The sequence below is a fragment of the Streptomyces sp. NPDC051576 genome (assembly GCF_040681835.1).
Taxonomy (GTDB): domain Bacteria; phylum Actinomycetota; class Actinomycetes; order Streptomycetales; family Streptomycetaceae; genus Streptomyces.
Genome location: NZ_JBFAZO010000001.1, coordinates 718,043 through 740,406 on the forward strand (window position 1 = coordinate 718,043; position 22,364 = coordinate 740,406).

Here is a 22,364-nt window from a genome sequence, read left to right on the forward strand (position 1 = left end):
CGCCGTCATATGCCCTGGCATGGCCGCGCATGTTCGAGGGCATAAGCCAAGCAGGTCGACGCCCGAACCACGGGTGTCGTATCTCAGCGGACGGCACGGGGCCGTCCGCCCGGGAGGCCCTTTGCACCAGCCCGACCGTGCGGTCAGTACGGGCGAGACGGAGGGCCGGTCCCCGGCCCGCGCAATGCGGCCTGGACCGGTCCAGCTCCTCTCCGTCGCTCCCCGACCTCTTCCGAGGGGGTACGTCCTTCCGTGGTGACCAGCACAAAGCGCCGTATGCCTGACCGGCGCACCTATGTTCTCGACACCAGCGTTCTGCTGGCCGACCCGAACGCGCTGAACCGCTTCGACGAGCACGAAGTCGTGCTGCCGATCGTCGTGGTCACAGAGCTGGAGGCCAAACGGCACCATCCCGAACTCGGCTACTTCGCCCGACAGGCCCTGCGCCTGCTGGACGAGTTCCGGGTCCGGCACGGTCGCCTCGACGCCCCCATCCCGATCGGGGAACTCGGCGGCACCGTCAGGGTCGAGCTCAACCACTCGGACCCCAGCGTGCTGCCCAGTGGGTACCGCCTGGGGGACAACGACTCCCGCATCCTCGCGGTCGCCCGCAACCTGCAGGCCGAGGGGTACGACGTCACCGTCGTGTCGAAGGACCTTCCGCTCAGGATCAAGGCGTCGTCCGTCGGACTCCTCGCCGAGGAGTACCGCGCGGAACTCGCCATCACGGGCTCCTCCGGCTGGACCGGAATGACCGAACTGACCCTGCCGGGCGAACAGGTGGACATCCTCTTCGAGGAGGGCCACGTCTACGTCCCGGAGGCGGCCGACCTTCCCGTCCACACCGGTCTCACCATCCAGTCCGAGCGCGGCAAGGCGCTGGGCCGGATCACGGCCGAGGGCAATGTCCGCCTCGTCCGCGGCGACCGGGAGGCGTTCGGCATCAAGGGCCGCAGCGCGGAGCAGCGCATCGCGCTGGATCTGCTGCTCGACCCGGACGTCGGGATCCTGTCCATGGGAGGCCGGGCCGGCACCGGCAAGTCCGCGCTCGCGCTCTGCGCGGGCCTGGAGGCGGTCCTGGAGCGCCGCCAGCACAAGAAGGTGATGGTCTTCCGGCCGCTGTACGCGGTGGGCGGACAGGAGCTGGGCTATCTGCCCGGCTCCGAGGCCGACAAGATGGGCCCCTGGGCGCAGGCGGTCTTCGACACGCTGTCCGCGGTCACCAGCCGCGAGGTCATCGAGGAGGTCACCGCCCGCGGGATGCTGGAGGTCCTGCCGCTCACCCACATCCGCGGGCGTTCGCTGCACGACGCGTTCGTGATCGTGGACGAGGCGCAGTCCCTGGAGCGGAACGTCCTGCTGACCGTGCTGTCCCGGATCGGCGCCAACTCACGGGTGGTCCTCACCCATGACGTGGCACAGCGGGACAACCTGAGGGTCGGCCGCTACGACGGGGTCGTCGCCGTGGTGGAGAAGCTGAAGGGGCATCCGCTCTTCGCGCATGTGACTCTGACCAGGTCCGAGAGGTCCCAGATCGCGGCGCTTGTGACCGAAATGCTGGAGGACGGCCAAATCTGAGCTGTTCCTGACCAGTTGGCGCCGTCCCGCGAAGCCGAAGAGCTTAGCGGGGCGGCGCTTTCGCGTCCTGCTGTTTCTCCAAATCCCAGGGGGCAAACGGGATGTGAGCTTTCACACGCAACTCAGAATTGCCACCCGGCGTCCGGTTACGGCAGAGTCTCACTCCTGTCAGGCCCCGCATACGACACACGTGTACCCCCAGCGGTACGCACCACATAGGCACCACCACCAACTCCACAGCGAAGTCGTATGCCGCCCGCTCTTCACGCGGCGCTCCCCTCGCGGGAGTTGCCCACCGGGCCCGTGCCTCCCGTGACCCCGCAGTTGGGAGGCCAGCGTTCAGGGGCACGATTGCGTCCGCCAGGGTCACCGAAGCGGACGATGCTGGAAGGAAACCGTGTGAGCCGGATTTCGGTCCGGGGATTCGCAGTGGCTTCGGCCACCGCGGTCACCGCCGTCGGAAGCGTCGTAGGCGTTGCCTCGGGCAGCGTCGCTCAGGCGCAGAACAATGACGCCGAGACGACGGCAGCCGACACCACGCTCCTGGCGGACATCCCCACGGGTCAGCAGGCCCAGGTGCAGACGGCCTCGCTGACGCAGCAGGCCGACGCGCAGGCCATCCAGGCCGACGCGAGCGCCAAGAAGGACGCCGAGGAGTCGGCCCGCCTGGCCGCCGCCAAGACCGCGGTCGCCAAGAAGGCCGCCGCCGAGAAGGCGGAGAAGCTGGCCAAGGAGAAGGCGGAGGCGAAGGAAGCGGCCGCGAAGGCCAGCAGCTCCTCGTCGAGCTTCCCCGTCCAGAGCTCCTACACGATCTCGCAGATCCAGTCGATGGCCGCCTCCATGGTGCCCAGCGGCCAGTACGCGTGCTTCAGCAACATCGTGGACCACGAGTCGAGCTGGAACTACCGCGCGGTCAACGCCTCTTCCGGCGCCTACGGTCTCTTCCAGGCCCTGCCCGGCTCCAAGATGTCGTCCGTCGGCTCCGACTGGCAGACGAACCCGGCCACCCAGATCAAGTGGGGCCTCCAGTACATGAACGGGCGCTACGGCAGCCCCTGTGAGGCCTGGACGTTCTGGCAGGCCAACCACTACTACTAGGCCCCGCCCGAGCGTCGGCCGCTCAACCTTTCCGAGCCCCTCCCCGTCCTACGGGGAGGGGCTTCGGCCATGTACGGTCGGACACGCAACGACTCCAGGGGGGAGTGGTGGGGACGGACGGGGGAAGAGGGCGGATCATGTCGCGCGTACCAGGGTGGCTCGGCCGGCTCGGTGCCGGACTGAGCGAGATGGGGGAGCGGTTGGACGAGCGTCGCGCCGAGGTGGAGAAGGAGCACACCGAGGCCGAGCCCCAACCGCCCGCCGACGCCGTACCCCCACAACCCGCGCCCGCCCCCGAACCGGTACCGGTCACCATCGCCCGGGACCGCCCCGACCCCGCGCTCGCCGTGCCCTGGGGAGTGCGCGTCGCCGCCGAGGCGGGCTGGCGGCTGCTGATCCTGGCCGGCACGCTCTGGGTGCTGATGCGCGTCATCAGCGCCGTCCAACTCGTGGTCCTCGCCTTCGCCGCCGCCCTGCTCGTCACGGCACTGCTCCAGCCGACCGTGGCCCGCCTGATCCGCTACGGCTTTCCGCGCGGGGTGGCCACCGCGCTCACCGCGATCCTCGGCTTCGTGGTGATCGGGCTGATCGGCTGGTTCGTGACCTGGCAGGTCATGGCGAACATCGACAACCTCTCCGACCAGGTCCAGAACGGCGTCGACGACCTGCGCAACTGGCTGCTCAAGGGCCCGTTCCACGTCACCGAGAAGCAGATCAACCAGATCGCGAAGAACCTCCGCGAGGCCATCGGCGCCAACACCGACCAGATCACGTCGTTCGGCCTGGAGGGCGTCCAGGTCATCGTGGAGGCCCTGACCGGCATCCTGCTGGCGATCTTCTCGACCCTGTTCCTGCTGTACGACGGCCCGCGCATCTGGCAGTGGGCGCTGAAGCTGGTGCCCGCGGCGGCCCGGCCGGCGATGGCGGGCGCGGGCCCGCGCGCCTGGCGCACACTGACCGCCTACGTCCGCGGCACGGTGATAGTCGCCCTGATCGACGCGATCTGCATCGGCATCGGCATCTACTTCCTCGGCGTACCGATGGCCGTGCCGCTCGCCGTCTTCATCTTCCTGTTCTCGTTCATCCCGCTGGTGGGCGCGGTGGCCTCCGGCGCGCTGGCGGTCGTCGTCGCGCTGGTCACCCAGGGCGTGGTCACGGCCCTGCTGACGCTGGCCGTCGTCCTCCTCGTCCAGCAGATCGAGGGCCACATCCTCCAGCCGTTCATCCTGGGCCGCGCGGTCCGGGTCCACCCGCTCGCGGTGGTCCTCTCGGTCGCGGCCGGCGGCATGATCGCGGGCATCGGCGGAGCGGTGGTGGCCGTCCCGCTGGTCGCGGTCACGAACACGGTCGTGAGCTATCTGAAGGCCTACTCCCAGGGCACCGAACCACCACCGAGGCAATCCCCCCGGCCGAGGGGCGCGACGGCGGTGTCGTCGACGCCGGAGGAACCCCCACAGCCCGAACCGCCGACGCAGTCCTGACCCACCCTCGTTCGGTCAAATGAGCGTCGGACAAAGGAAATCGAACGGCGGGAATTCTCAACTTCCGTCAGCCGCAGGCAGGTAGCGAGAACCTCGTCCGGAATATGCGCTCGGACTGATAAACCTTCACCCCTCAGCGCTACACGTCAGGTGCGTGTACGAAAAGCCTAGGGGCGTGATGGCGGGCATTCGGGATTCCCTCGGCCGGGTCGGTCACGACCTGCTCGCGACGGCTCTTTCGGCCTGTGGGCGCGAGGAGTTCACCGGGGGACTGCGGGTGTCCGGCAGACCCGGCGGGATCTTCCATCTGCGCGGCGGACTCGTCGTGGCCGTGGAGAGTCCCGGCGCTCCCGGCCCGGAGGCCCTGCTGTTGCGCTCCGGCCGGATCGACGGCGAGCAATGGGCCGACCTGGTAAGGGAGTCGGGCGGCTCGTGCTGGCCGCTGGACGGGCTGATCGCCCACGGGTACGCGGGCGCCGCCCAGTTGCGGATCGTGTGTGTGCTGGCCCTGCACGACGCGGCCTTCGCGGTCGTCGCCGGGGACGTCGACGACTGCGAACGCGCCCCGGACGCCGAGCCGTTGGCCCCGGTCAGGCTCGGTGAGTCCCCGGTCCGGCTGCTCCAGGACGCGACCCGGAAACTCGCCGCGATCGCCGCGCTGCCGCACCCCGTACGCCCCGACCGGGAACGGCCCCGGCCGCCCGCGTACCTCCCCGACGAGGCCGGACTCGGCAGCCTGCAACGCGAGTTGCTCACCCACGTCGACGGCCGCCGTACCGCCCGCGATCTCGCCTTCCGTACCGGGCGCGGGGTCTACCCGGTCACCGCCGAGGTCGCGCGGATGCTCGCCGAGGGCCTCCTGGAATGCGCGGACATCCCGGTGCCGATCCCGGTGCGACTGCCGCCCGGGGGGCTCGCCGTGACCCGTCGTGAACCGGCGCCCGCGCCACCGCAGTTCACCGCGCCCACCGCCCTGCCCCGCCGGAATCCGGGCGCCAGCGGCATCACCGAATCTCTCGTCCCCGAAAAGAGCGGGGCGGGTTGGAAAGGGTTCTTCCGCCTGCGGAACGGAACCCCGAAATGAAACACCCTGAAATGAAACACCGTGAACAATTTTCGATCAGTCATAGGGGAGTTGAGTACGTGGATCACAAAGCCCTGGCACTGGAAATGCGTGGACTGCGGGAACAGGTGACCGGAATCACCGACACCGCACTGACGGCGGCCGACGGACTGCTCATCGCGGCCGACACCGCCGACTCGATCGACCCGGAGGCCCTCGCCGCCCTCGCCGCGGCCGGCCTCGGCCTCGCCCGGCGCACCGCCGAGGCCACCGACCGCGGCACGCTGCGCCAGACGGTCACCTACGGCAGCCACGGCTGTGCCGCGACCTACGCCGTCGGCGACACCGCCCTGATGGTGGTGCTCGGCGACGAGGGGATGGACGTGGACCGGCTGCATCTCGCGGCCCGGCCGGCGCTCGACCGCATCGAGTCGATCCTCACTGAGAAGGCGTCAGAAGGAGTGTGAAGGGATGGCGACGAAACGTATGACCCCAGGATTCTCCGACCAGGTGATGGGCCTGGTCAAAACCCTCCGCACCGACGCCCCCGACTGTGTGGCCTCCGGTGTGGTCGACATGTCCACCGGCATGCTGCTGTCGTACGAGACCATCGACAACCACCCGCCAGAGGTCCTCGACCTGCTGGCGGGCGCGACCCTCGACCTGTTCCAGGGCCGGACGGTCGTGATGATCGAGGACGTCTTCAAGGAGCGTCGCGGGATCACCAGTGACCACCACTTCTTCCAGGAGATCCTCGTCAACAGCGAGAACCTCACTCATCTGTTCGTACGGATGACCGAGCAGCAGGACGTCGTCGCTGTGGTCGTCTGCCGCAAGTCGGTGAACGTGGGCATGCTGTTCGCCCAGGTCCGCCGGGTGGTGCGGGAGTACGGCCTCTGAGACACCGGCGGGCGGACGGCTGCGGACGGGCCCTACTCCGTGCGCAGCCCGTCCGGCCGCATCATCCGCAGCAGCGGCGGCAGGCTCAGCAGGGTCACCGCCAGGACGACCCCCGCGCCGATGCCGGTCATCGCCAGCACGCTCGCCCAGTCGATCCGCACCGGTGTGGCGGTCATCTTCAGCAGCACCGAGCCCAGTGTCATCCCCACCGCTGTGGCCAGGGCCAGGCCGAGGCCGATCGGGATCGCCGTCTGCCACAGCACCGACAGGCTCAGTGTGCGCCGCCGGGTGCCGAAGGCGACCAGCGCCGACAGCAGCTTCCTGCGTTCGCGCAACTGCTCCAACTGCGAGACCAGCAGGCTCGCCCCGATCAGCAGCAGCACACAGGTGGCGCCGACGAGCAGCCCGGTGCGGATGGACCGGAACTTGTCCGACTGCTGGGTGGCCGCCAGGGTGAACACCTCCGTCTGCGGATCGAGGCGGGCGGCCGTGTTGCGCACCTGGTCGTCCGCGTCCGCCACCGAGGGGTCCAGCGAGACGAACACCTTCTGGCTCAGGCCCTTCGTCGCGTTCGAGGGCAGCGCGCCCGAGGTGATCAGCAGACCGCCCCGCACGTTACCGGTCGGATCCTCGCGGGGCGCGGCCGTCCGCAGGCCCGCGGGCACCTTCCAGGACACCGGGTGCGAGACGCTCGTCGAACCGTCGTACCCCGGGTCGAAGTACAACGTGCCGCCCGCCTTGGCGAGTTTCCCCGTGTCGTCGTCGTAGTCGCCGCCGAGGATCTTGAACATGTCGCCGTCCGCGCAGGACGTCAGGCGGGCCACCTCGCGCAGTTCGGCGCAACTGCCGACGGCCACCTCCAACTCGGTGTTCGGGTTCCTCGCCCGGTCGCCGAGCGAGGTGAGCGAGACGGCCGACGTGCCGCGCACGCCCTCGGTCCGCGCGAACTGCGCCTTGGCCTGGGACAGTTGGACCCCGCTGTTCACGGAGACCTCCATCTGGGCCCGGTTCACGTCGTTGCCGGTCTCCTTGGTGTAGTCGCCCTCGACCCCGGCGAACAGCATCTGCAGGGCGATCGCCCCGGCCACCGCGACCGCGATGCCGTTGACCATGCGGGCGGCCGTACCGCTGCTCAACTGGAGCCTGCGGACGGCGAGTTGCCAGGACACCGAGCCGGAGTTCAGCTTGGCCACGGTCGCCTCGACGACCCAGGGCAGCAGCGCGGTGACCCCGACGAGCAGCAGGACCGTGCCGCCGATCACCAGCCACTGGTTGAAGTTCCCGTTGCTGTCGCCCTTGCCGGTCATCGGGTACAGCATCGCGAGGCCGGCCAGCGGCAGCAGCAGCCGCCACCACAGCCGGCGCCGCGGCGGCTTCGCCTTGCGGACCACACCGAGCGGTTCGATGACGACCCCGCGCAGCGCGAACAGCGTCACCAGGACGGCCGCGGCCGGCACGGCGACGGCGACGAGCAGGGCGAGCGCGGGCGACGGGTTGAGGTCGCTCGGGAACACACTGATGTCCCGCACCTCCAGCAGATTCGCCGACTGCCGCCCCAGCAGGAAGAACCCGGTGCCGAAGACGAGCCCGAGGAGCGCCCCCGCGAGCGCCTCGCCGCCCGCGATCCGGCGCGTCATCCGCCCGTCCGCGCCGACCAGCCGCAGTGCCGCGAGCCGCCGGTCCCGGCGTTCGCCGCCGAAGCGCACGGCCGCCGCGATGAACACGCCGACCGGCAGCAGCAGTACGACGAAGACGATCAGGACCAGCAGGAGCAGCACCGGATCCAGCCCGTCCGGCTGGCTGTTCGGGGAGGGCCCGAAGCGGTCGATCCGCTCGACGGAGCCGCCGGACTGGTGCTCCAGGAGGTTCTTCCCGCCCGCGTAGTAGGCGAGTTCGCCGGGCCCGATGAGCCCGGTCTGCGCGATGGTGCCGGTCACCCGGTAGGGCAGCCGCTCGCGCAGCAGTTTTCCGGAGGTGGACTTGAGGAGCTTGTCCAGCGCGGGCGAGACGACCATCTCGCCCGGTGCGGGCACCCTGGCGACGCCCGGCGGCAGCGGCGCCTTGGCGCCGTCGGGCTCCAGCAGCCGCCCGCGCACGTCCTTGGTGCGGAACGTCGTGTCCGTGTCGGCGACGACGAGGGTGTTGTCCGCCTTCGGCAGCACCTTCCCGCTGTAGGTGAAGTCCTGCCGGTCGTCGCCGCGTTGACTCCGCTGGGACAGCGCGTTCGGCAGGGCGGTGGTGAGCAGCAGCAGCGCCACCCCGAGCCCGACACCGACGGCCGTCAGCAGGGCCCGTACCCAGCCCTCGCGTCCGCCGCCGAAGGCGAACCGCACCCCCATGGCCAGATCGGCCGCAGACTGACGCATGTTCATACGATGCGCTCCATGTCCTTGGACTTGCCGTCGCGTACGACGATCTCGCGGTCCGAGTAGGCGGCCACCCGGGCCTCGTGCGTGACCAGCACGACGGCCGCGTTCGTCGACCGGGCCGCCTCGGTCAGCAGCTCCATCACGCGCTCGCCGTTGAGCGAGTCCAGCGCGCCGGTCGGCTCGTCGGCGAACAGCACGCGGGGGCCGGTGACCAGCGAGCGGGCGACGGCGACGCGCTGCCCCTGACCGCCGGACACCTCGCCGGGCCGCTTCTTCGCGAGGTCGTCGACCTCCAGCCGCTCCATCCAGGTGAGCGCGGTCCGCTCGGCCTCCTTGCGGTGGGTGCCGTTCAGCCGCAGCGGCAGCGCCACGTTCTCGACGCAGGTCAGCTCGGGCACCAACTGGCCGAATTGGAAGACGAACCCGAACTCCGAGCGGCGCAGCGCGCTGCGCTGGGCGTCGCTCATGGTCGCCATCTCCTGCCCGTTGTAGAGGATCGAGCCCGAGTCGGGCGGCACGATCCCGGCGAGGCAGTGCAGCAGCGTCGACTTCCCGGATCCGGAGGGCCCCATGACGGCGACCACTTCACCGGGATGGATGGAGAACTCGGCGCCGTCGAGCGCGGTCGTCGGACCGTAGGCCTTGCGCAGCTCGTGGGCCGCGAGCAGGGAACCAACGGGATGCGTCGTCACTTGGCCACCGCCTCGGCGAGTTTTCCGAGACGCGCCGCGGTGAGTTCGAGCCACCGCAGGTCGGCCTCCAGATGGAAGAGGGCGTGGTCGCAGATCAACTGGTCCGCGAGATCGCCCTTGCGCTTGCGGTCGGTCAGGATCCGCATACCGCGCAGATGCTCGGAGCGCTGCACGTCGAGGATCTCGGCCGCGTCGCGGTGGGTGAGCAGCGCGAGGACGACCTTGGTGTAGAGGGTCGACTGGAGATACGGCTCGGGCTTCTCCGGCGTCGCGAGCCACCGCTGTACGTCGGTGATGCCGGCGTCGGTGATCGCGTACCGCTTGCGCTCGGGACCGCCGCCGGCCTCGATGCCGTCGACCTCGACGAGGCCGTTCTTCAGCAGTCGGGACATCGTCGAGTAGACCTGGCCGTAGTGCAGCGGCCGGTCGTGACCGAACTTCTCGTCGAAGGCCCGCTTCAGGTCGTAGCCGTGGCGCGGGCCGGATTCCAGGAGCCCCAGAAGGGTGTGACCGATGGACATGCGGAGCACACTACACAGGGTGTATACGCCGTGTGTATACGCACCGTGTGCAGATCATGGCCGGGGGTGCGGCCCCGCAGGTCGGGGCCGATTGTCACGGTTCTGTCACCGCGTTCTCGGTGCGCGGGAGCGCGGAGATGTGCCCCGCCATGGCAACCTTCGGGCCCTCTCGTACGTCGGTTCCGTTGGGACAGGTGCTGATTCTCACGTCCGTAAAAGACAGGATCGGCAGACCTTTGTCACAACTGGCGGTGTTAGCTTTCTGAGCTGACTCGCAGCGACAGCCGATACGGAAGCGGAGCAGACGGACTCATGGGACGAGCGGAAGAGCGACGAGCGCGACAACGCGGTGGCCACCGCGCCGCGCCGAAGACCCGCCGCTCATCGAGCGCGGCCGGCACGGACGCCACGGACAGCAAGGGCGCCAAGGACGGTAAGAGCTTCATACGCAGGCTCTTCACCTGGAAGAAGATCCTCGGCACGTTCCTCGGCTTCTGTCTGCTCGGCATCGGCGCGTTCATCGTGCTCTACATGATGATCAGCATCCCCGCGGGCAACGCCGACGCGAAGCTCCAGAGCAACGTCTACAAGTACAGCGACGGCTCGCTCCTGACCCGCAAGGGCGATGTGAACCGCGAGAACGTCGACCTCTCCCAGGTCCCGAAGGCCGTCCAGGAGACGTTTGTCGCCGCCGAGAACAAGACGTTCTACAGCGACGCCGGCGTCGACCTCAAGGGCACCGCGCGCGGCCTGTTCAACACGCTGTCCGGCAAGGGCGCACAGGGCGGTTCGACGATCACCCAGCAGTACGTCAAGAACTACTACCTGACCCAGGACCAGACCGTCACGCGCAAGCTGAAGGAAATGGTCATCTCGCTGAAGCTGGACCGCGAGAAGTCCAAGGACTACATCCTCGCCGGGTACATCAACACCAGTTACTACGGCCGCGGCGCCTACGGCATCCAGGCCGCCGCCCAGGCCTACTACCGGGTCGACGCCAAGGACCTCACCGTCGAGCAGGGCGCCTATCTCGCCGCGCTCCTCCAGGCGCCGAACCAGTACGACTGGGCCATCGCGAGCGACACCGGCAAGAAGCTGGTGCAGGCGCGCTGGAACTACGTCCTGGACAACATGGTCGGGCAGGACTGGCTGAGCGCGACCAAGCGCGAGGCCATGACGTTCCCGGTGCCCAAGGCGCCCAAGGCCGAGGCCGGCATGGCGGGCCAGATCGGCTACATGGTGACCGAGGCCAACAGCGCGCTGGAGAAGCAGCTGATATCCAGCGGTCAGGCCGCCAACACCAAGGAGGCCGAGGCGCTGGTCAGCGCGGGCGGCTGGACGATCACGCTCAACATCGACAAGAAGAAGCAGGCTCAGCTGGAGAAGTCCGTCAAGTCCCAGTTGACCAGCAAGCTCGACGCCAAGAAGCGCAAGGTCGACGGGAACGTCCAGCCGGGCGCGGTGTCCGTGAACCCGAAGACGGGCGCGGTCGTGGCGATGTACGGCGGTGTGGGTTACACACAGCACTTCACGAACAACGCCACCCGCGCCGACTACCAGCCCGCCTCCACGTTCAAGCCGGTGATCCTGGCCGCGGCCCTGGCCGACCAGGCCAAGACCCAGTCCGGCAAGACGATCACGACGAACACGCTCTACGACGGCACCAGCAAGCGCCCGGTCGTGGGCAGCGACATCGCCTTCGCGCCGGAGAACGAGGACGACGCGGACTACGGCCAGGTCACCGTCCAGACGGCGATGAACAAATCGATCAACTCCGTGTTCGCACAGCTCGGTGTCGACGTCGGCATGGACAAGGTGATGAAGACCGCGGGCGAGCTGGGCATGGACACCGGCGACCTGAAGGCCGTACCGGCACAGACCCTGGGCACCATGGGCGCGAGCCCGATGGAGATGGCCGGTGTCTACGCCACCTTCGACAACCACGGCAAGAAGGTCACCCCGGCGATCATCAAGTCGGTCGCGCACAACACGCGCACGGTGAAGATGCCGAACCCGATCGGCGCCCAGGTCATCCCGGTCCAGGCGGCGGACACGGTGACCTCGGTGCTGACCGGCGTGGTCGACGACGGTACGGCGAAGGTGTCGGTGGCCGAGAACAGCAAGCGCGACGGGCAGCAGGTCGCGGGCAAGACGGGTACGTCCGACAACAACAAGTCGGCCTGGTTCACCGGTTACACGCCCGATCTGGTCACCTCGGTGGGCCTGTTCGGTGAGAAGAAGGGCAGTGGCGCCCAGGTCCCGCTGACTGGCGCGACCGGCCTGATCACCGCGGGTGGCGGCCGTATCAACGGTGGTGGCTACCCGGCGCAGATCTGGGCGACGTACATGTTCGGAGTGACCAAGGCGAACAACAAGTTCGACCTGGACACCGACCAGGGCGCGGCGGTCCAGCCGACCTACTCGCCGACCCCGACCCCGACACCCTCGGAGACCCCGTCCGAGACGCCGAGCGAGACCCCGTCGGAGACTCCGAGCGAGACGCCCTCGGAGACTCCGAGCCAGACCCCGTCCCAGACCCCGAGCCAGACGCCGACGACCAGTCCACCGGTGACTCCGACCGACGAGATCTCGGACAACCCGTTGGACCAGTTCGGCCAGTAGCGCGGTGGACAGCGGAAAGGGCGCCCGGCACACCGCCGGGCGCCCTTCACGTGTGCTCAGAAACACAGGGAGTCGAAAGATCCGGTACGTGCCGCACTCGTCCGGCTGATTCAGGCCAACTTCCGATCTCCATGGGTATCTCTTGACCCTCGGGTTCCACCTGTGACTAAGTTGATCTCCTCGCGGGGGTCCCAACCAGGCTGCCCGCAAAGGGAGTTGACCCACCGGAGATACCGGTCGGCAGCGGGGGGACACGTCGTCAAGCCTGAGGGCCGGCACACGCATGCGCGCACACGGCGCATGTCCACGTATGCGCAGGTTCCCCCTTCGTAACCGTCCCGTGCGCCCATCAGCGATCCCCGAACAGCGAGGAGAGGCTGCCTCATGGCCGACGAAAAAGTTCTTGCCGCCCAGCAGTGGGTCAACGCCACCTACGGTTCGGTGGCGGGATACGCGGCATGCCCCGAGAACGGGCAGACCGGCTGGTCCACCATGTACAGCCTGACGATGGGTCTGCAACACGAGCTGGGAATCAGCCCTGTTGTGGCCAACTTCGGTGCAGGCACCCTCTCGGCGGTGGCCGCCCTGGGAAACATCGGAATCGGCTGGCAGACGAAAGCGAACATCGTCAAAATCATCCGTCACGGGCTCTTCTGCAAGGGCTATTGGGGCGGGGACACCGGGGTGGTGTCCTTCGACTCCGTCGCCGCCGCATCGGTCGACCTGATGAAGGAGAACATGGGCCTCGTCCGCGATGGTGGGGTGGTCCAGCCCAAGGTCCTCAAGGCGATTCTCAACATGGACGCCTATGCCGTTCTGTCCGGCGGCGACGACAAGGTCAGATCCATTCAGCAGTGGCTCAACGGCCGCTACTGGACGCGGAGTACATGCACCATCGGCCCCACGGACGGCCACTATTCCCGCGATGTCCAGCAGGCCCTGATGAAGGCCATCCAAATAGAGAGCGGCATACCGGAGGACCAGGCGACCGGAAACTTCGGCGCCGGAACCCAGGCCGCGCTCAAGGCCCATTCCGTGGGCCCCGGCTCGACCGGAATCTTCATGCAGCTCTTCTCCGCGGCCTGCGTGTTCAACGAGCCCGTTCTCACAGCCGCCGAGGATGATCAGCGCACCCACTTCACCGACACCTGGGACTCCGACATCGCGGGCTGGGTCAGCGGCTTCCAGGCGTTCTCCGGGTTCTCCACCTCCGAGCGCACGGGCATGGGCGACTACCTGACCTGGGCCCAACTCCTGGTGTCCATGGGCGATCCCGACCGCAATGCCACCGCGTCCGACACCGCGTACACCATTACGGCGTCGCGGGGACAGCGGATGCACAACGACGGGTATCTGCACGTCGGCCGCTACCTGAACGAAGCGTCCGCCGGCGGTGGTTCGAAGATGCTGGAGGAAGGCGAACTCGGAGACATCTTCGGCGCGGGCCTGCGTGTCTTCCCCATCTTCCAGGACAACGGCAGAAGCCTCTCCGAGTACAACTCCGCCAACGGCTACACCCACGGCCGGCTCGCTCACGACCAGGCAGTCCACTTCGGGTTCAACCGGGGCACCGTCATCTACTTCGCCGTCGACTACGATGCGACCGTGGAGGACATGCCAAAAATCCTGGAGTACTTCCGGGGTGTCACCTCCGGCCTTTCCTCCAAGGGAAAGCGTTACGTGCACGGCGTGTACGGCTCCAGAAACGTGTGCGCCCAGGTGACACAGGAGACCTACGCCAGATACTCGTTCGTCTCCGGAATGTCCTGGGGATTCTCCGGCAACCTCGGCTTTCCGCTCCCCTCGAACTGGTCCTTCAACCAGATCAAGGAATACCAGGTCACCAACGGCACCGACGTGTTCTCCTTGGACCGTGACGTGCACCGGGCCGGTTCCGACAACGGTCAGGGAGACGTCAACCGCGCCGTCTCTCCCGCTGCCGCCCTCCTCACGAACATCGACCAGTTGTACGGCCTGGCGCAGGACTACGGCAGCGGCGACCCGAACCGGCTCGTCACCGACTACTACCGCCAGGCGCGCTACTCGGACTATCGGTGGACGCAGTTGATAGGTGACGTCGACTGGGACTTCGTCGCCTACGCCGACAGTCACGGGGCGGAATTGCTCGCCGAATTCACTGATCCGTTCACGGGACAGACTCTGGGCCCCCAGCATCTGCTCGCCACCGCCGCCGGGCACATGATCAAGCCGCCCCTGGTCGACCACACCCAGGCCAACGCGGGTGATGTCGCCGGATGGGCCGGGGACGTCATGACGTTCTACGGGAACTGGCGTCGCGACAGCGACTCGATCGCCTCCGGCTACACCTACTGCACCGACTACATGGCGAAGATCGGCGTCTCCTCCAGCTTCAGCTTCGAGGATCTCATCGAGGACGTGGACGGGTTCCTCCTCGCCGAGAAGCTGCGAGCCGGCAAGGCCATCACCACGGCCCTGCGCGAGCACTACGAACAGACCGGCGGAGCGACCCGCTTCCAGGACTTCCTGTCCAAGCGGTTCGACACCACGCGGTCCACGGCGCAGGACGCCGCGCACTACATCCTCACCGCGCTGGATTCCCCGATCATCAACCTCGGACGGGTCGCGCTCGAGTACGAGGGCGGAGGAATCGCCATCATCCTTTCCCACACGCTCCCGGACGACCTGCTCCAGCCCTTCTGTCTCGGTTTCGCGGAAACGCTGTTCGCCCGCGCCGGGCTGGAGGAGACCAGCCAAACGAAGCTTCTGGCCAACCACGCAAAGCTCTTCTCGGGCTCAGCCGACTGATGGGTTCCTGGTTCCTGGCAGTTCTCCTCGTGGCGTGCGGCCTCGCCTTCGTCCGGCTCCACGAGGGCCGACGGCTCGTCAGCATCGTCAAGGCGTCCGCCACCACGGGGATTCTCTGCTACGTCGTCGGTTGCTTCCAGGTCGTCATGACCATCCCGGCGCACGCATGCCCCGACCAACTCGAACTGCGCCCCACCGTCCATCTGATCCGTTACGACAGCGGCGTTCTGCCGCCGCAGGCGACATGCCACTGGGACAACGGCGCGCACAAGGATTTCGTGAGCGCCTGGATCAATCCACTCGCCCTCACCTGCGCGGTCGTCCTGACGGCCAGCCTGGTGGCGGTGCTTGTCCTCGCCTACCGCCGCCACCGGAAAGGACGCACACGTTGAACGACACCACTCGCCCCGCCCGCACGCTGACCCGCCGTCAGACCCTCGGCCTCGCCGCGGGCATCACCGCCGCAACCCTCGTCGCCGCGAGCCCGAGCGCTCAGGCAGCCCCGCAGTCGAGCGGATGGCGGGGCAGACGGACCCAGAACCACTGGCCGGTCGTCGACACCGCCCACACGGAGACCTCGAGGATCGAGGGCACCAACGCCTCCGTCCCTCTCCTGAAGGGCGACGTCGCCACCGTGCTTCTGCACGTGGCCCGCCGGTTCAGCTACGAGATCGACACGCTCCGCCCCGGCGACGTCCAGGGGCACTCGACCGACCGGGCCGTCGGCGCGGACTTCGAGTCCAACCACCTCTCCGGTACGGCGATCACGATTCGCCCGCTCTTCTACCCACTCGGGGCGCAGAAGGGCACCGGACTCTCCGATGTGGAGAAGGTGGTCGTGGCCGACATCCTCGCCGACTGCGAGGGAGTCGTCGGCTGGGGCGGAAACGCGGACCCCGTCAAGGAGTCCCACTTCCAGATCAACGTCGGCCCCGGTGATCCTGAGCTGACCCGTCTCGCCGCCCGTATCCGTGGCGAGGACGCCTCCCCCGGCACCGGCGCCGGTTCGATCGACCCGTTCCTCCCCGCGCGCCGCAGAAAGGCCGCAGCGTACCTCAAGGATGTGCCCACTCCGGCCCCCTCGTCCTGATCACCCCGTTAGGGCGCCCGGCACACCGCCGGGCGCCCTAACGTCTGCCGTACCGCTAGGCGAAGTTCGCGGCGATCCGGTCGCCGGTCTCCTTGTCGATGTTGTGCCAGTACTGCAGGGCGCGGTCGAGGACCGAGCGGGAGACGTCGGCCTTCAGGTGGCCGCTGACGTTGGACACGAGGCGGTCGCGGGCCGCGTCGTCGAAGACCTCGCGGACCATCGTGCCGGCCTGGCCCCAGTCGTCGTCCTCGCGGTGCAACCTCGTTGCCTCGCGCACCAGTTCACCGGCGGTCTGCCAGCTCGCCGGGTCGCCGAACTGCCCGTAGTCGGCCGCGGGGCCGCCGTAGGAGTTCGGGGCGTACGGGCGGGCGGCACGGGACGGCTCGTAGCGCATCGGGCCGTCCTTGGCGTACGAGTCGACCCGGGAGTGCGGGCGGTTCGGCGGCAGCTGGGCGTAGTTGGGGCCGATCCGGTACCGGTGGGTGTCCGGGTACGAGAACAGCCGGCCCAGCAGCATCTTGTCCGGTGAGGGGCCGATGCCCGGGACCAGGTTCGAGGGCTCGAAGGCGGCCTGCTCGATGTGGACGAAGTAGTCCTCCGGGTTCCGGTTCAGGGTCATCCGGCCGACGTCGATCAGCGGATAGTCCCCGTGCGGCCAGACCTTGGTCAGGTCGAAGGGGTTGAAGCGGTAGTCCGCCGCGTCCTCGAACGGCATGATCTGGACCTTCAGGGTCCAGCTCGGCGCGTTCCCGGACTCGATCGACTCGTGCAGGTCCCGGCGGTGCTTGTCGCCGTCCTGCCCGGCCAGTTCGTCGGCCTCGGCCTGGGTGAGGTACTCGATGCCCTGGTCGGTCTTGAAGTGGTACTTCACCCAGAACCGCTCACCGGCGCCGTTGATCCACATATAGGTGTGGGAGCTGTAGCCGTTCATGTGGCGGTACGTCTTCGGGATGCCCCGGTCGCCCATCAGCCAGGTCACCTGGTGTGCCGACTCGGGGGAGAGGGTCCAGAAGTCCCACTGCATGTCGTTGCTGCGCAGCCCGGTCACCGGATGGCGTTTCTGCGAGCGGATGAAGTCCTGGAACTTGATGGTGTCCCGGACGAAGAAGACCGGGGTGTTGTTGCCCACCATGTCGTAATTGCCGTGTTCCGTATAGAACTTGAGGGCGAAGCCGCGCGGGTCGCGCCAGGTGTCGGGCGAGCCCTGCTCACCGGCCACGGTGGAGAACCGGGCCAGCATCTCGGTGCGTTTGCCGGGCTGGAAGAGATCGGCCCTGGTGAACTGACTGACGTCGTTGGTGACTTCGAAGAAGCCGTACGCCCCGCTGCCCTTGGCGTGCACCACCCGCTCGGGGACCCGTTCCCGGTTGAACTGGGCCATCTTCTCGATGAGGTAGTGGTCCTGGAGCAGGATCGGGCCGTCGGGTCCGACGGTGAGCGAGTGTTCGTCGCTCTCCACCGGAATTCCGACGTTGTTCGTGGTGTACGGAGTGTGCTGGGGTGCCTGCGTCACGAGCGTCCTCCTTCAGGGAGAGTAGGTCGCTTCCGCTTCGCGTACCCCAGCAGTCAACTCCGACGCCGGTATGTCGGCAACTTTTGGACGGGGTCTAATTCCGGTTCAGTTCGAACCAGACCACCTTTCCGGTACTCAGCCGGGTGGCTCCCCACCGACGGGCCAGTTTGTTGACCAGGTAGAGGCCGCGCCCGCCCTCGTCCGTGGCCCGCGCCTGCCGCAGCCGGGGCAGCTGGGGCACGTCGTCGCCGACCTCGCAGCGCAGCACGTCGGTCCGCAGCAGCCGTAGCGTGACCGGGCGGGAGGCGTACCGCACGGCGTTCGTCACGACCTCGCTGACCAGCAGCTCGACCGAGTCGCTCATGTCCTCCATGCCCCAGCGGGACAGCGCGCGCCGGGCCAGTCGGCGGGCCTGGCCGGGGGCCGTTTCCTCCGGGTCGAGGAACCAGTACGCCACGTCACTCGGCGCGATCCCGTCGAAGCGGGCGGCGAGCAGCGCGATGTCGTCGTCCCGGTCGCCCGGGCCGAGCATGTCGAGCACCTCGTCGCACAGGGCTTCCAGGGGCGGCGGATGGTCCGGTCCGGTGAGCTGCGCGACCGCGGCGAGCTTCTCGCGGAGCTGCTCTATCCCGGTCCAGACGTCCCGCAGCCGCGACTCGACCAGCCCGTCCGTGTAGAGGAGCAGGGTCGCTCCGGCGGGTGCGTCCAGTTCCACGGCTTCGAAGTCGACCCCGCCCACGCCGATCGGGGCGCCGGGCGGCACCCGCAGCACCTCGGCCCGGCCGCCCAGGTGGAGCAGGACGGGCGGCGGATGGCCGGCGTTGGCGATGGTGATGCGGTGCGAGACCGGGTCGTAGACCGCGTAGAGGCAGGTCGCCATGCGGTCGGTGCCCAGCCGCTGGGCCTGCTCGTCGAGATGGTGCAGGACCTCCTGCGGGGGCAGGTCCAGGCCCGCCAACGTCTGGGCGGTGGTGCGGAGTTGGCCCATGATCGCGGCCGAGGTCATGGAGTGGCCCATGACGTCGCCGACGACCAGGGCGACCCGGCTGCCGGGCAGCGGGATCGCGTCGTACCAGTCGCCGCCGACCCGGGCCGTCTCGGCGGCCGGGAGATACCGGGAGGCCAGCCGTACGCCGGTGGGGCGGGGGAGGGTCTCGGGGAGCATGGTGCGCTGCAGCTCGTCGGCGATGTACGCCTCACGGCCGTAGAGCACCGCCTTGTCGATGCCCAGCGCGCTGTGGGTGGCGAGCTGGGCGGCGACCAGGAGGTCGTCGGCCTCGAACGCCATCCGCTCCGAGCTGCGCAGGAAGAGCGCGGCGCCGATCACCCGGCGCCGGCCGCGCAGCGGCGCGAGGATCGCGCGCTGACCGCCGGGGACGATCAACTCGCCGCCCTCGCCGAGGAGTTCCGGCAGCGCGGCACGGGCGGCGGGCGAGTCCGCGAAGACCGGCCGCACGCCCCGCAGCACCTCGTTGAGCGCGCCGCCGGGCCGTACCTCGCACAGCTCGGCGGTGACCGCCGACAGCTCGGACGGCTGCTCCGGCTGGAGGGCGGGCAGGAAGCCGTTCTCCGTGTCCCGCTCCTCCGGGATCCGGTCGGTACGGCGCAGCCGCAGCACGACGGGACCGGTCGGCCGCTCGTCGCCCACCGGTAGCGGGTCGCGCAGATAGACCAGGATCGCGTCCGAGAAGGTCGGCACGGTCGCCCGGCACAGCCCCATCACGATCTCGTCCAGGTCGATGCCGCGGGCGATCCGCCGGGTCGCGGCGCCCACGAAGCGCAGCCGGTCGCCGTCCCGCCGCATCGGCATGGGACGGCCCGGTGGCAGCCCCTGTCCCGTACGGCGCTCCTTGTCGGAGGAGTCGGAGACCTCGCCACCGGCTGGCTGGGCCGGGATGCCGTCGGGCACGGGACGCGGACGGTGGGTGTCGGGTTCGGCGGCCGAGGGCTGGGAGTGCTCGGAGCCACCTGCGGTGTCGGGCTTCACAGGGGTACCTGCCGGGTCCTTCCCCTTGGCGCGGGACGTGCTCGTACCCGGTGCCGAATGCGGCTCACCGGTGCGTGCCTGGGCCGGTAAACCGGCGGCACCGGACGGCCTGGGCGGCGTCGGAGTACGCAGAAGCGCCCCACGGGGGTCCGTGGGGTCGGCGCCCTGTGGGCGCTCGAAGGAGGTGGGGTGCTCCGTCACGCGTGTCGAATCCGTCCGTCCGGGACCGCACGCCGTCCGCGCGGTTCGTCCCGCCGAAATGCCGATACCCGGAATACGTGCCCCAGGAACGGAATTCCCGCGTGGTCAGAGGCTGTTCCTGTGCCACCGGTGGGCCGGCGGCCCGAACCGCCGGTGCCCTGATACCCCTCGCTCACGTCCTGCCGCCCCTCGGTGACGTCTGGTCAGTCCCGGTGTCCGCCCCGGGAGTTGTCGCTGTGCCCTTGCGGAGGACGATCCTACGGTTGCGGACCGGGGGCGCATCAAGGGTCTCATGTGGACATGTGCGCGGGGGTGCGGTCCCAGTCCTCCGGAAGTGAAGGTACAGCCCAGGACGGATCCGGGCGCCAGTGCTGCCAGCCGTCCGCGAACGGCGGGCCCCAGGCGCGGATCGTCTCGACCGCCGACCAGCCCGCTTTCCTTACCCGCTCGGCGAGTTGGGGATCCATCAGACCGTCCCGCTGGGCCTGCGCGAACTCGTCCTCGTCACGCCACTGCCAACTCCGGTCCGGCTCCACGGTGATGTCCAGGAAATGGTCCTCGGAGTCGACCCCGCCCGCCCAACGGGCCAGCGGCTCCTCAAGGTTCACGTACCAGTTCTTGAACTGCCATCCTGGTTCCCAGAAAAGCCACACCGACCAGGGCTCACCGGGCCGCGCCAGCTTCAGCACGCCCGTCCCGAACCAGCGGTCCAACTGCACGGTGCGCGGCTTGGTGTACCGGGTCTCCAGCGGCTCCACGTGCACCGAAGTACCGTCCGCGAGCACCGGCTTCACACACTCGGTGCCGGGCGCCATCCAGACCGCGAGCAGCTCCTCGTCGTCGCGGACGACCGTGACGGGGCGGACGATGTGGAAGCGCTCGCCGGCGTTCTCCCGGTAGCGCCACAGGATCTGACTCCCGGGCGCCCAGAAGGCCGTAGACGTACCCGCTTCCACCGCTCTCACCGCTCCACCGTCTGCCATGAACAGATATTAGGTGCCCCGGGCATACGACGCTGCGGTGCGCGTCACGGTTCGCGCCATGGCAACCAAAGGTTACGGCCGCGTCATCCGCAGGACATCGAGGGCCTCGTCCAGCTGGGCGACGGTGAGATCGCCGCGCTCAACATAGCCGTTCTCCAGCACGACCTGCCGGATCGTCTTCCGCTCCGCCAGCGCCTTTTTGGCCACCTTGGCGGCCTCCTCGTACCCGATGTACTTGTTGAGCGGGGTGACGACGGACGGCGAGGACTCGGCGTATTCACGCGCCCGCTCGCGGTGCGCGACGATCCCGTCGACGGTCCGGTCGGCGAGCAGCCGCGAGACGTTCGCGAGCAGCCGGATCGATTCCAGGACGTTCTTGGCGATCACCGGCAGCATGACGTTCAGCTCGAAGTTGCCCGCGGCCCCGGCGGTGGCGACGGTCGCGTCATTGCCGACGACCTGCGCCGCGACCATCAGCACGGCCTCCGGAATCACCGGGTTGACCTTGCCCGGCATGATCGAGGACCCCGGCTGGAGGTCGGGAAGGGAGATCTCGGCCAGCCCCGTGCGCGGCCCGGAAGCCATCCACCGCAGATCGTTCGCGATCTTCGTCAGCCCTACGGCGATGGTCCGCAACTGCCCGCTGGTCTCGACGATCCCGTCCCGGGCACCCTGCGCCTCGAAGTGGTCCCGCGCCTCGGTCAACGGCAACCCGGTGACCAGGGCGACCTCAGCGATCACGGCGGCGGAGAACCCGGGCGGGGTGTTGATCCCCGTACCGACGGCGGTCCCGCCCAGAGGCAGCTCCGCGAGCCGCGGCAGCGAGGCCTCCAGCCGCTCGACGCCGTAGCGCACCTGGGCCGCGTACCCGCCGAACTCCTGGCCCAGCGTCACGGGCGTGGCGTCCATGAGATGGGTCCGCCCGGACTTCACCACATCGGCGAACTCGACGGACTTGCGCGACAGCGCGTCCGAGAGATGCTCCAGGGCGGGAATCAGGTCGTGGATCACGGCGCCGGTGGCCGCGATGTGGATGGAGGACGGGAAGACGTCGTTGGACGACTGCGAGGCGTTCACGTGGTCGTTGGGATGCACATCGCGCCCGAGCCGCTCGGTCGCCAGGGTCGCGATCACCTCGTTGGTGTTCATGTTGGACGAGGTGCCCGACCCCGTCTGGAACACGTCGATCGGAAAGTGCTCGTCCCACTGCCCATCGGCGACCTCACGGGCCGCCTCCTGGATCGCCTCCGCGATGTCCTTGTCGAGCACGCCCAGTTCCGAGTTCACCTTGGCGGCGGCACCCTTGATGCGGGCCAGGGCCTGGATGTGGGCCCGCTCGATGTGCTGGCCGGAGATCGGGAAGTTCTCTACGGCACGCTGGGTCTGGGCACGCCACTTCGCGTCCGCCGGGACCCGTACCTCGCCCATGGAGTCGTGCTCGATGCGGTAGTCGCTCATACCCGTATAGCGACCGGGCGG

General features: G+C 68.7%; 17 protein-coding genes. 10 read left to right on the forward strand and 7 right to left on the reverse strand.

Annotation, left to right across the window (positions count from 1 at the left end; genetic code table 11):
• Positions 1-252 precede the first annotated feature (252 nt).
• The 6 genes from AB0M63_RS03505 to AB0M63_RS03530 all read left to right on the forward strand — a co-directional run bounded on the left by AB0M63_RS03505 (position 253) and on the right by AB0M63_RS03530 (position 6,120).
• A complete protein-coding gene (locus AB0M63_RS03505; protein WP_355903552.1) occupies positions 253-1,578 on the forward strand; it encodes a PhoH family protein in 1,326 nt (441 codons plus the stop codon).
• A 399-nt stretch (positions 1,579-1,977) separates the two neighbouring features.
• Entirely contained in the window at positions 1,978-2,676 is a 699-nt protein-coding gene (locus tag AB0M63_RS03510; RefSeq protein ID WP_355903555.1) for a lytic transglycosylase domain-containing protein, read from the forward strand.
• 137 nt (positions 2,677-2,813) lie between these two features.
• A complete protein-coding gene (locus tag AB0M63_RS03515) occupies positions 2,814-4,157 on the forward strand; it encodes an AI-2E family transporter (protein WP_366018223.1) in 1,344 nt (447 codons plus the stop codon).
• A gap of 178 nt (positions 4,158-4,335) precedes the next feature.
• Positions 4,336-5,241: a MarR family transcriptional regulator gene (locus AB0M63_RS03520; protein ID WP_366018531.1), complete on the forward strand. Its 906-nt coding sequence runs from the start codon at positions 4,336-4,338 to the stop codon at positions 5,239-5,241.
• Between the two features lie 86 nt (positions 5,242-5,327).
• Entirely contained in the window at positions 5,328-5,687 is a 360-nt protein-coding gene (locus AB0M63_RS03525; protein WP_355903729.1) for a roadblock/LC7 domain-containing protein, read from the forward strand.
• A 4-nt stretch (positions 5,688-5,691) separates the two neighbouring features.
• Entirely contained in the window at positions 5,692-6,120 is a 429-nt protein-coding gene (locus AB0M63_RS03530) for a hypothetical protein (RefSeq protein ID WP_019072752.1), read from the forward strand.
• Between the two features lie 32 nt (positions 6,121-6,152).
• On the opposite strand, the gene AB0M63_RS03535 is transcribed toward AB0M63_RS03530, so the two are convergent.
• The 3 genes from AB0M63_RS03535 to AB0M63_RS03545 are packed head-to-tail and all read right to left on the reverse strand — an operon-like array spanning position 6,153 to position 9,702.
• Complete coding sequence (locus AB0M63_RS03535) at positions 6,153-8,492, reverse strand: FtsX-like permease family protein (protein WP_366018224.1); 2,340 nt, start codon at positions 8,490-8,492, stop codon at positions 6,153-6,155.
• Positions 8,489-9,181 (reverse strand): ABC transporter ATP-binding protein, encoded by a 693-nt coding sequence (locus AB0M63_RS03540; RefSeq protein ID WP_355903565.1) that lies wholly within the window; start codon positions 9,179-9,181, stop codon positions 8,489-8,491. Before AB0M63_RS03540 ends, AB0M63_RS03535 begins: the two co-directional genes overlap by 4 nt.
• Positions 9,178-9,702: a PadR family transcriptional regulator gene (locus tag AB0M63_RS03545; protein ID WP_355903568.1), complete on the reverse strand. Its 525-nt coding sequence runs from the start codon at positions 9,700-9,702 to the stop codon at positions 9,178-9,180. Before AB0M63_RS03545 ends, AB0M63_RS03540 begins: the two co-directional genes overlap by 4 nt.
• 312 nt (positions 9,703-10,014) lie before the next feature.
• On the opposite strand from AB0M63_RS03545, the gene AB0M63_RS03550 reads away from it, so the two are divergent.
• From AB0M63_RS03550 to AB0M63_RS03565, 4 genes are all read left to right on the forward strand, one after another.
• A complete protein-coding gene (locus AB0M63_RS03550; RefSeq protein ID WP_366018225.1) occupies positions 10,015-12,324 on the forward strand; it encodes a transglycosylase domain-containing protein in 2,310 nt (769 codons plus the stop codon).
• Positions 12,325-12,708: 384 nt separating this feature from the next.
• Positions 12,709-15,111 carry a glycoside hydrolase domain-containing protein gene (locus tag AB0M63_RS03555; protein WP_366018226.1) on the forward strand — a complete coding sequence of 801 codons (2,403 nt, stop codon included), beginning with the start codon at positions 12,709-12,711 and terminating at the stop codon, positions 15,109-15,111.
• On the forward strand, positions 15,111-15,503 hold the full coding sequence (locus AB0M63_RS03560) for a hypothetical protein (RefSeq protein ID WP_355903577.1): 393 nt from the start codon (positions 15,111-15,113) through the stop codon (positions 15,501-15,503). The genes AB0M63_RS03555 and AB0M63_RS03560 overlap by 1 nt, the downstream gene beginning before the upstream one ends.
• The gene (locus AB0M63_RS03565) at positions 15,500-16,201 is read left to right on the forward strand and encodes a hypothetical protein (RefSeq protein WP_366018228.1); all 702 of its coding nucleotides are present in this window, start codon (positions 15,500-15,502) and stop codon (positions 16,199-16,201) included. Before AB0M63_RS03560 ends, AB0M63_RS03565 begins: the two co-directional genes overlap by 4 nt.
• A gap of 55 nt (positions 16,202-16,256) precedes the next feature.
• Here AB0M63_RS03565 and AB0M63_RS03570 read toward each other — a convergent pair whose 3' ends face one another.
• From AB0M63_RS03570 to AB0M63_RS03585, 4 genes are all read right to left on the reverse strand, one after another.
• On the reverse strand, positions 16,257-17,714 hold the full coding sequence (locus AB0M63_RS03570) for a catalase (protein WP_355903583.1): 1,458 nt from the start codon (positions 17,712-17,714) through the stop codon (positions 16,257-16,259).
• 94 nt (positions 17,715-17,808) lie between these two features.
• A complete protein-coding gene (locus AB0M63_RS03575; RefSeq protein ID WP_355903586.1) occupies positions 17,809-19,902 on the reverse strand; it encodes a SpoIIE family protein phosphatase in 2,094 nt (697 codons plus the stop codon).
• A 290-nt stretch (positions 19,903-20,192) separates the two neighbouring features.
• Positions 20,193-20,885, reverse strand: coding sequence for a DUF402 domain-containing protein (locus AB0M63_RS03580; protein ID WP_355903589.1), 693 nt, complete (start codon positions 20,883-20,885; stop codon positions 20,193-20,195).
• A 72-nt stretch (positions 20,886-20,957) separates the two neighbouring features.
• Positions 20,958-22,343 (reverse strand): class II fumarate hydratase, encoded by a 1,386-nt coding sequence (locus AB0M63_RS03585; protein WP_355903592.1) that lies wholly within the window; start codon positions 22,341-22,343, stop codon positions 20,958-20,960.
• Positions 22,344-22,364 lie beyond the last annotated feature (21 nt).

What these genes read in the sequence shown, in the direction of transcription:
- AB0M63_RS03545 (WP_355903568.1), bottom strand. Translation starts at nt 9,702, where the DNA reads ATGTCCATCGGTCACACCCTTCTGGGGCTCCTGGAATCCGGCCCGCGC.
- AB0M63_RS03550 (WP_366018225.1), top strand. Translation starts at nt 10,015, where the DNA reads ATGGGACGAGCGGAAGAGCGACGAGCGCGACAACGCGGTGGCCACCGC.
- AB0M63_RS03515 (WP_366018223.1), top strand. Translation starts at nt 2,814, where the DNA reads ATGTCGCGCGTACCAGGGTGGCTCGGCCGGCTCGGTGCCGGACTGAGC.
- AB0M63_RS03525 (WP_355903729.1), top strand. Translation starts at nt 5,328, where the DNA reads ATGCGTGGACTGCGGGAACAGGTGACCGGAATCACCGACACCGCACTG.
- AB0M63_RS03520 (WP_366018531.1), top strand. Translation starts at nt 4,336, where the DNA reads ATGGCGGGCATTCGGGATTCCCTCGGCCGGGTCGGTCACGACCTGCTC.
- AB0M63_RS03585 (WP_355903592.1), bottom strand. Translation starts at nt 22,343, where the DNA reads ATGAGCGACTACCGCATCGAGCACGACTCCATGGGCGAGGTACGGGTC.
- AB0M63_RS03580 (WP_355903589.1), bottom strand. Translation starts at nt 20,885, where the DNA reads ATGGCAGACGGTGGAGCGGTGAGAGCGGTGGAAGCGGGTACGTCTACG.
- AB0M63_RS03555 (WP_366018226.1), top strand. Translation starts at nt 12,709, where the DNA reads ATGGCCGACGAAAAAGTTCTTGCCGCCCAGCAGTGGGTCAACGCCACC.
- AB0M63_RS03530 (WP_019072752.1), top strand. Translation starts at nt 5,692, where the DNA reads ATGGCGACGAAACGTATGACCCCAGGATTCTCCGACCAGGTGATGGGC.
- AB0M63_RS03560 (WP_355903577.1), top strand. Translation starts at nt 15,111, where the DNA reads ATGGGTTCCTGGTTCCTGGCAGTTCTCCTCGTGGCGTGCGGCCTCGCC.
- AB0M63_RS03535 (WP_366018224.1), bottom strand. Translation starts at nt 8,492, where the DNA reads ATGAACATGCGTCAGTCTGCGGCCGATCTGGCCATGGGGGTGCGGTTC.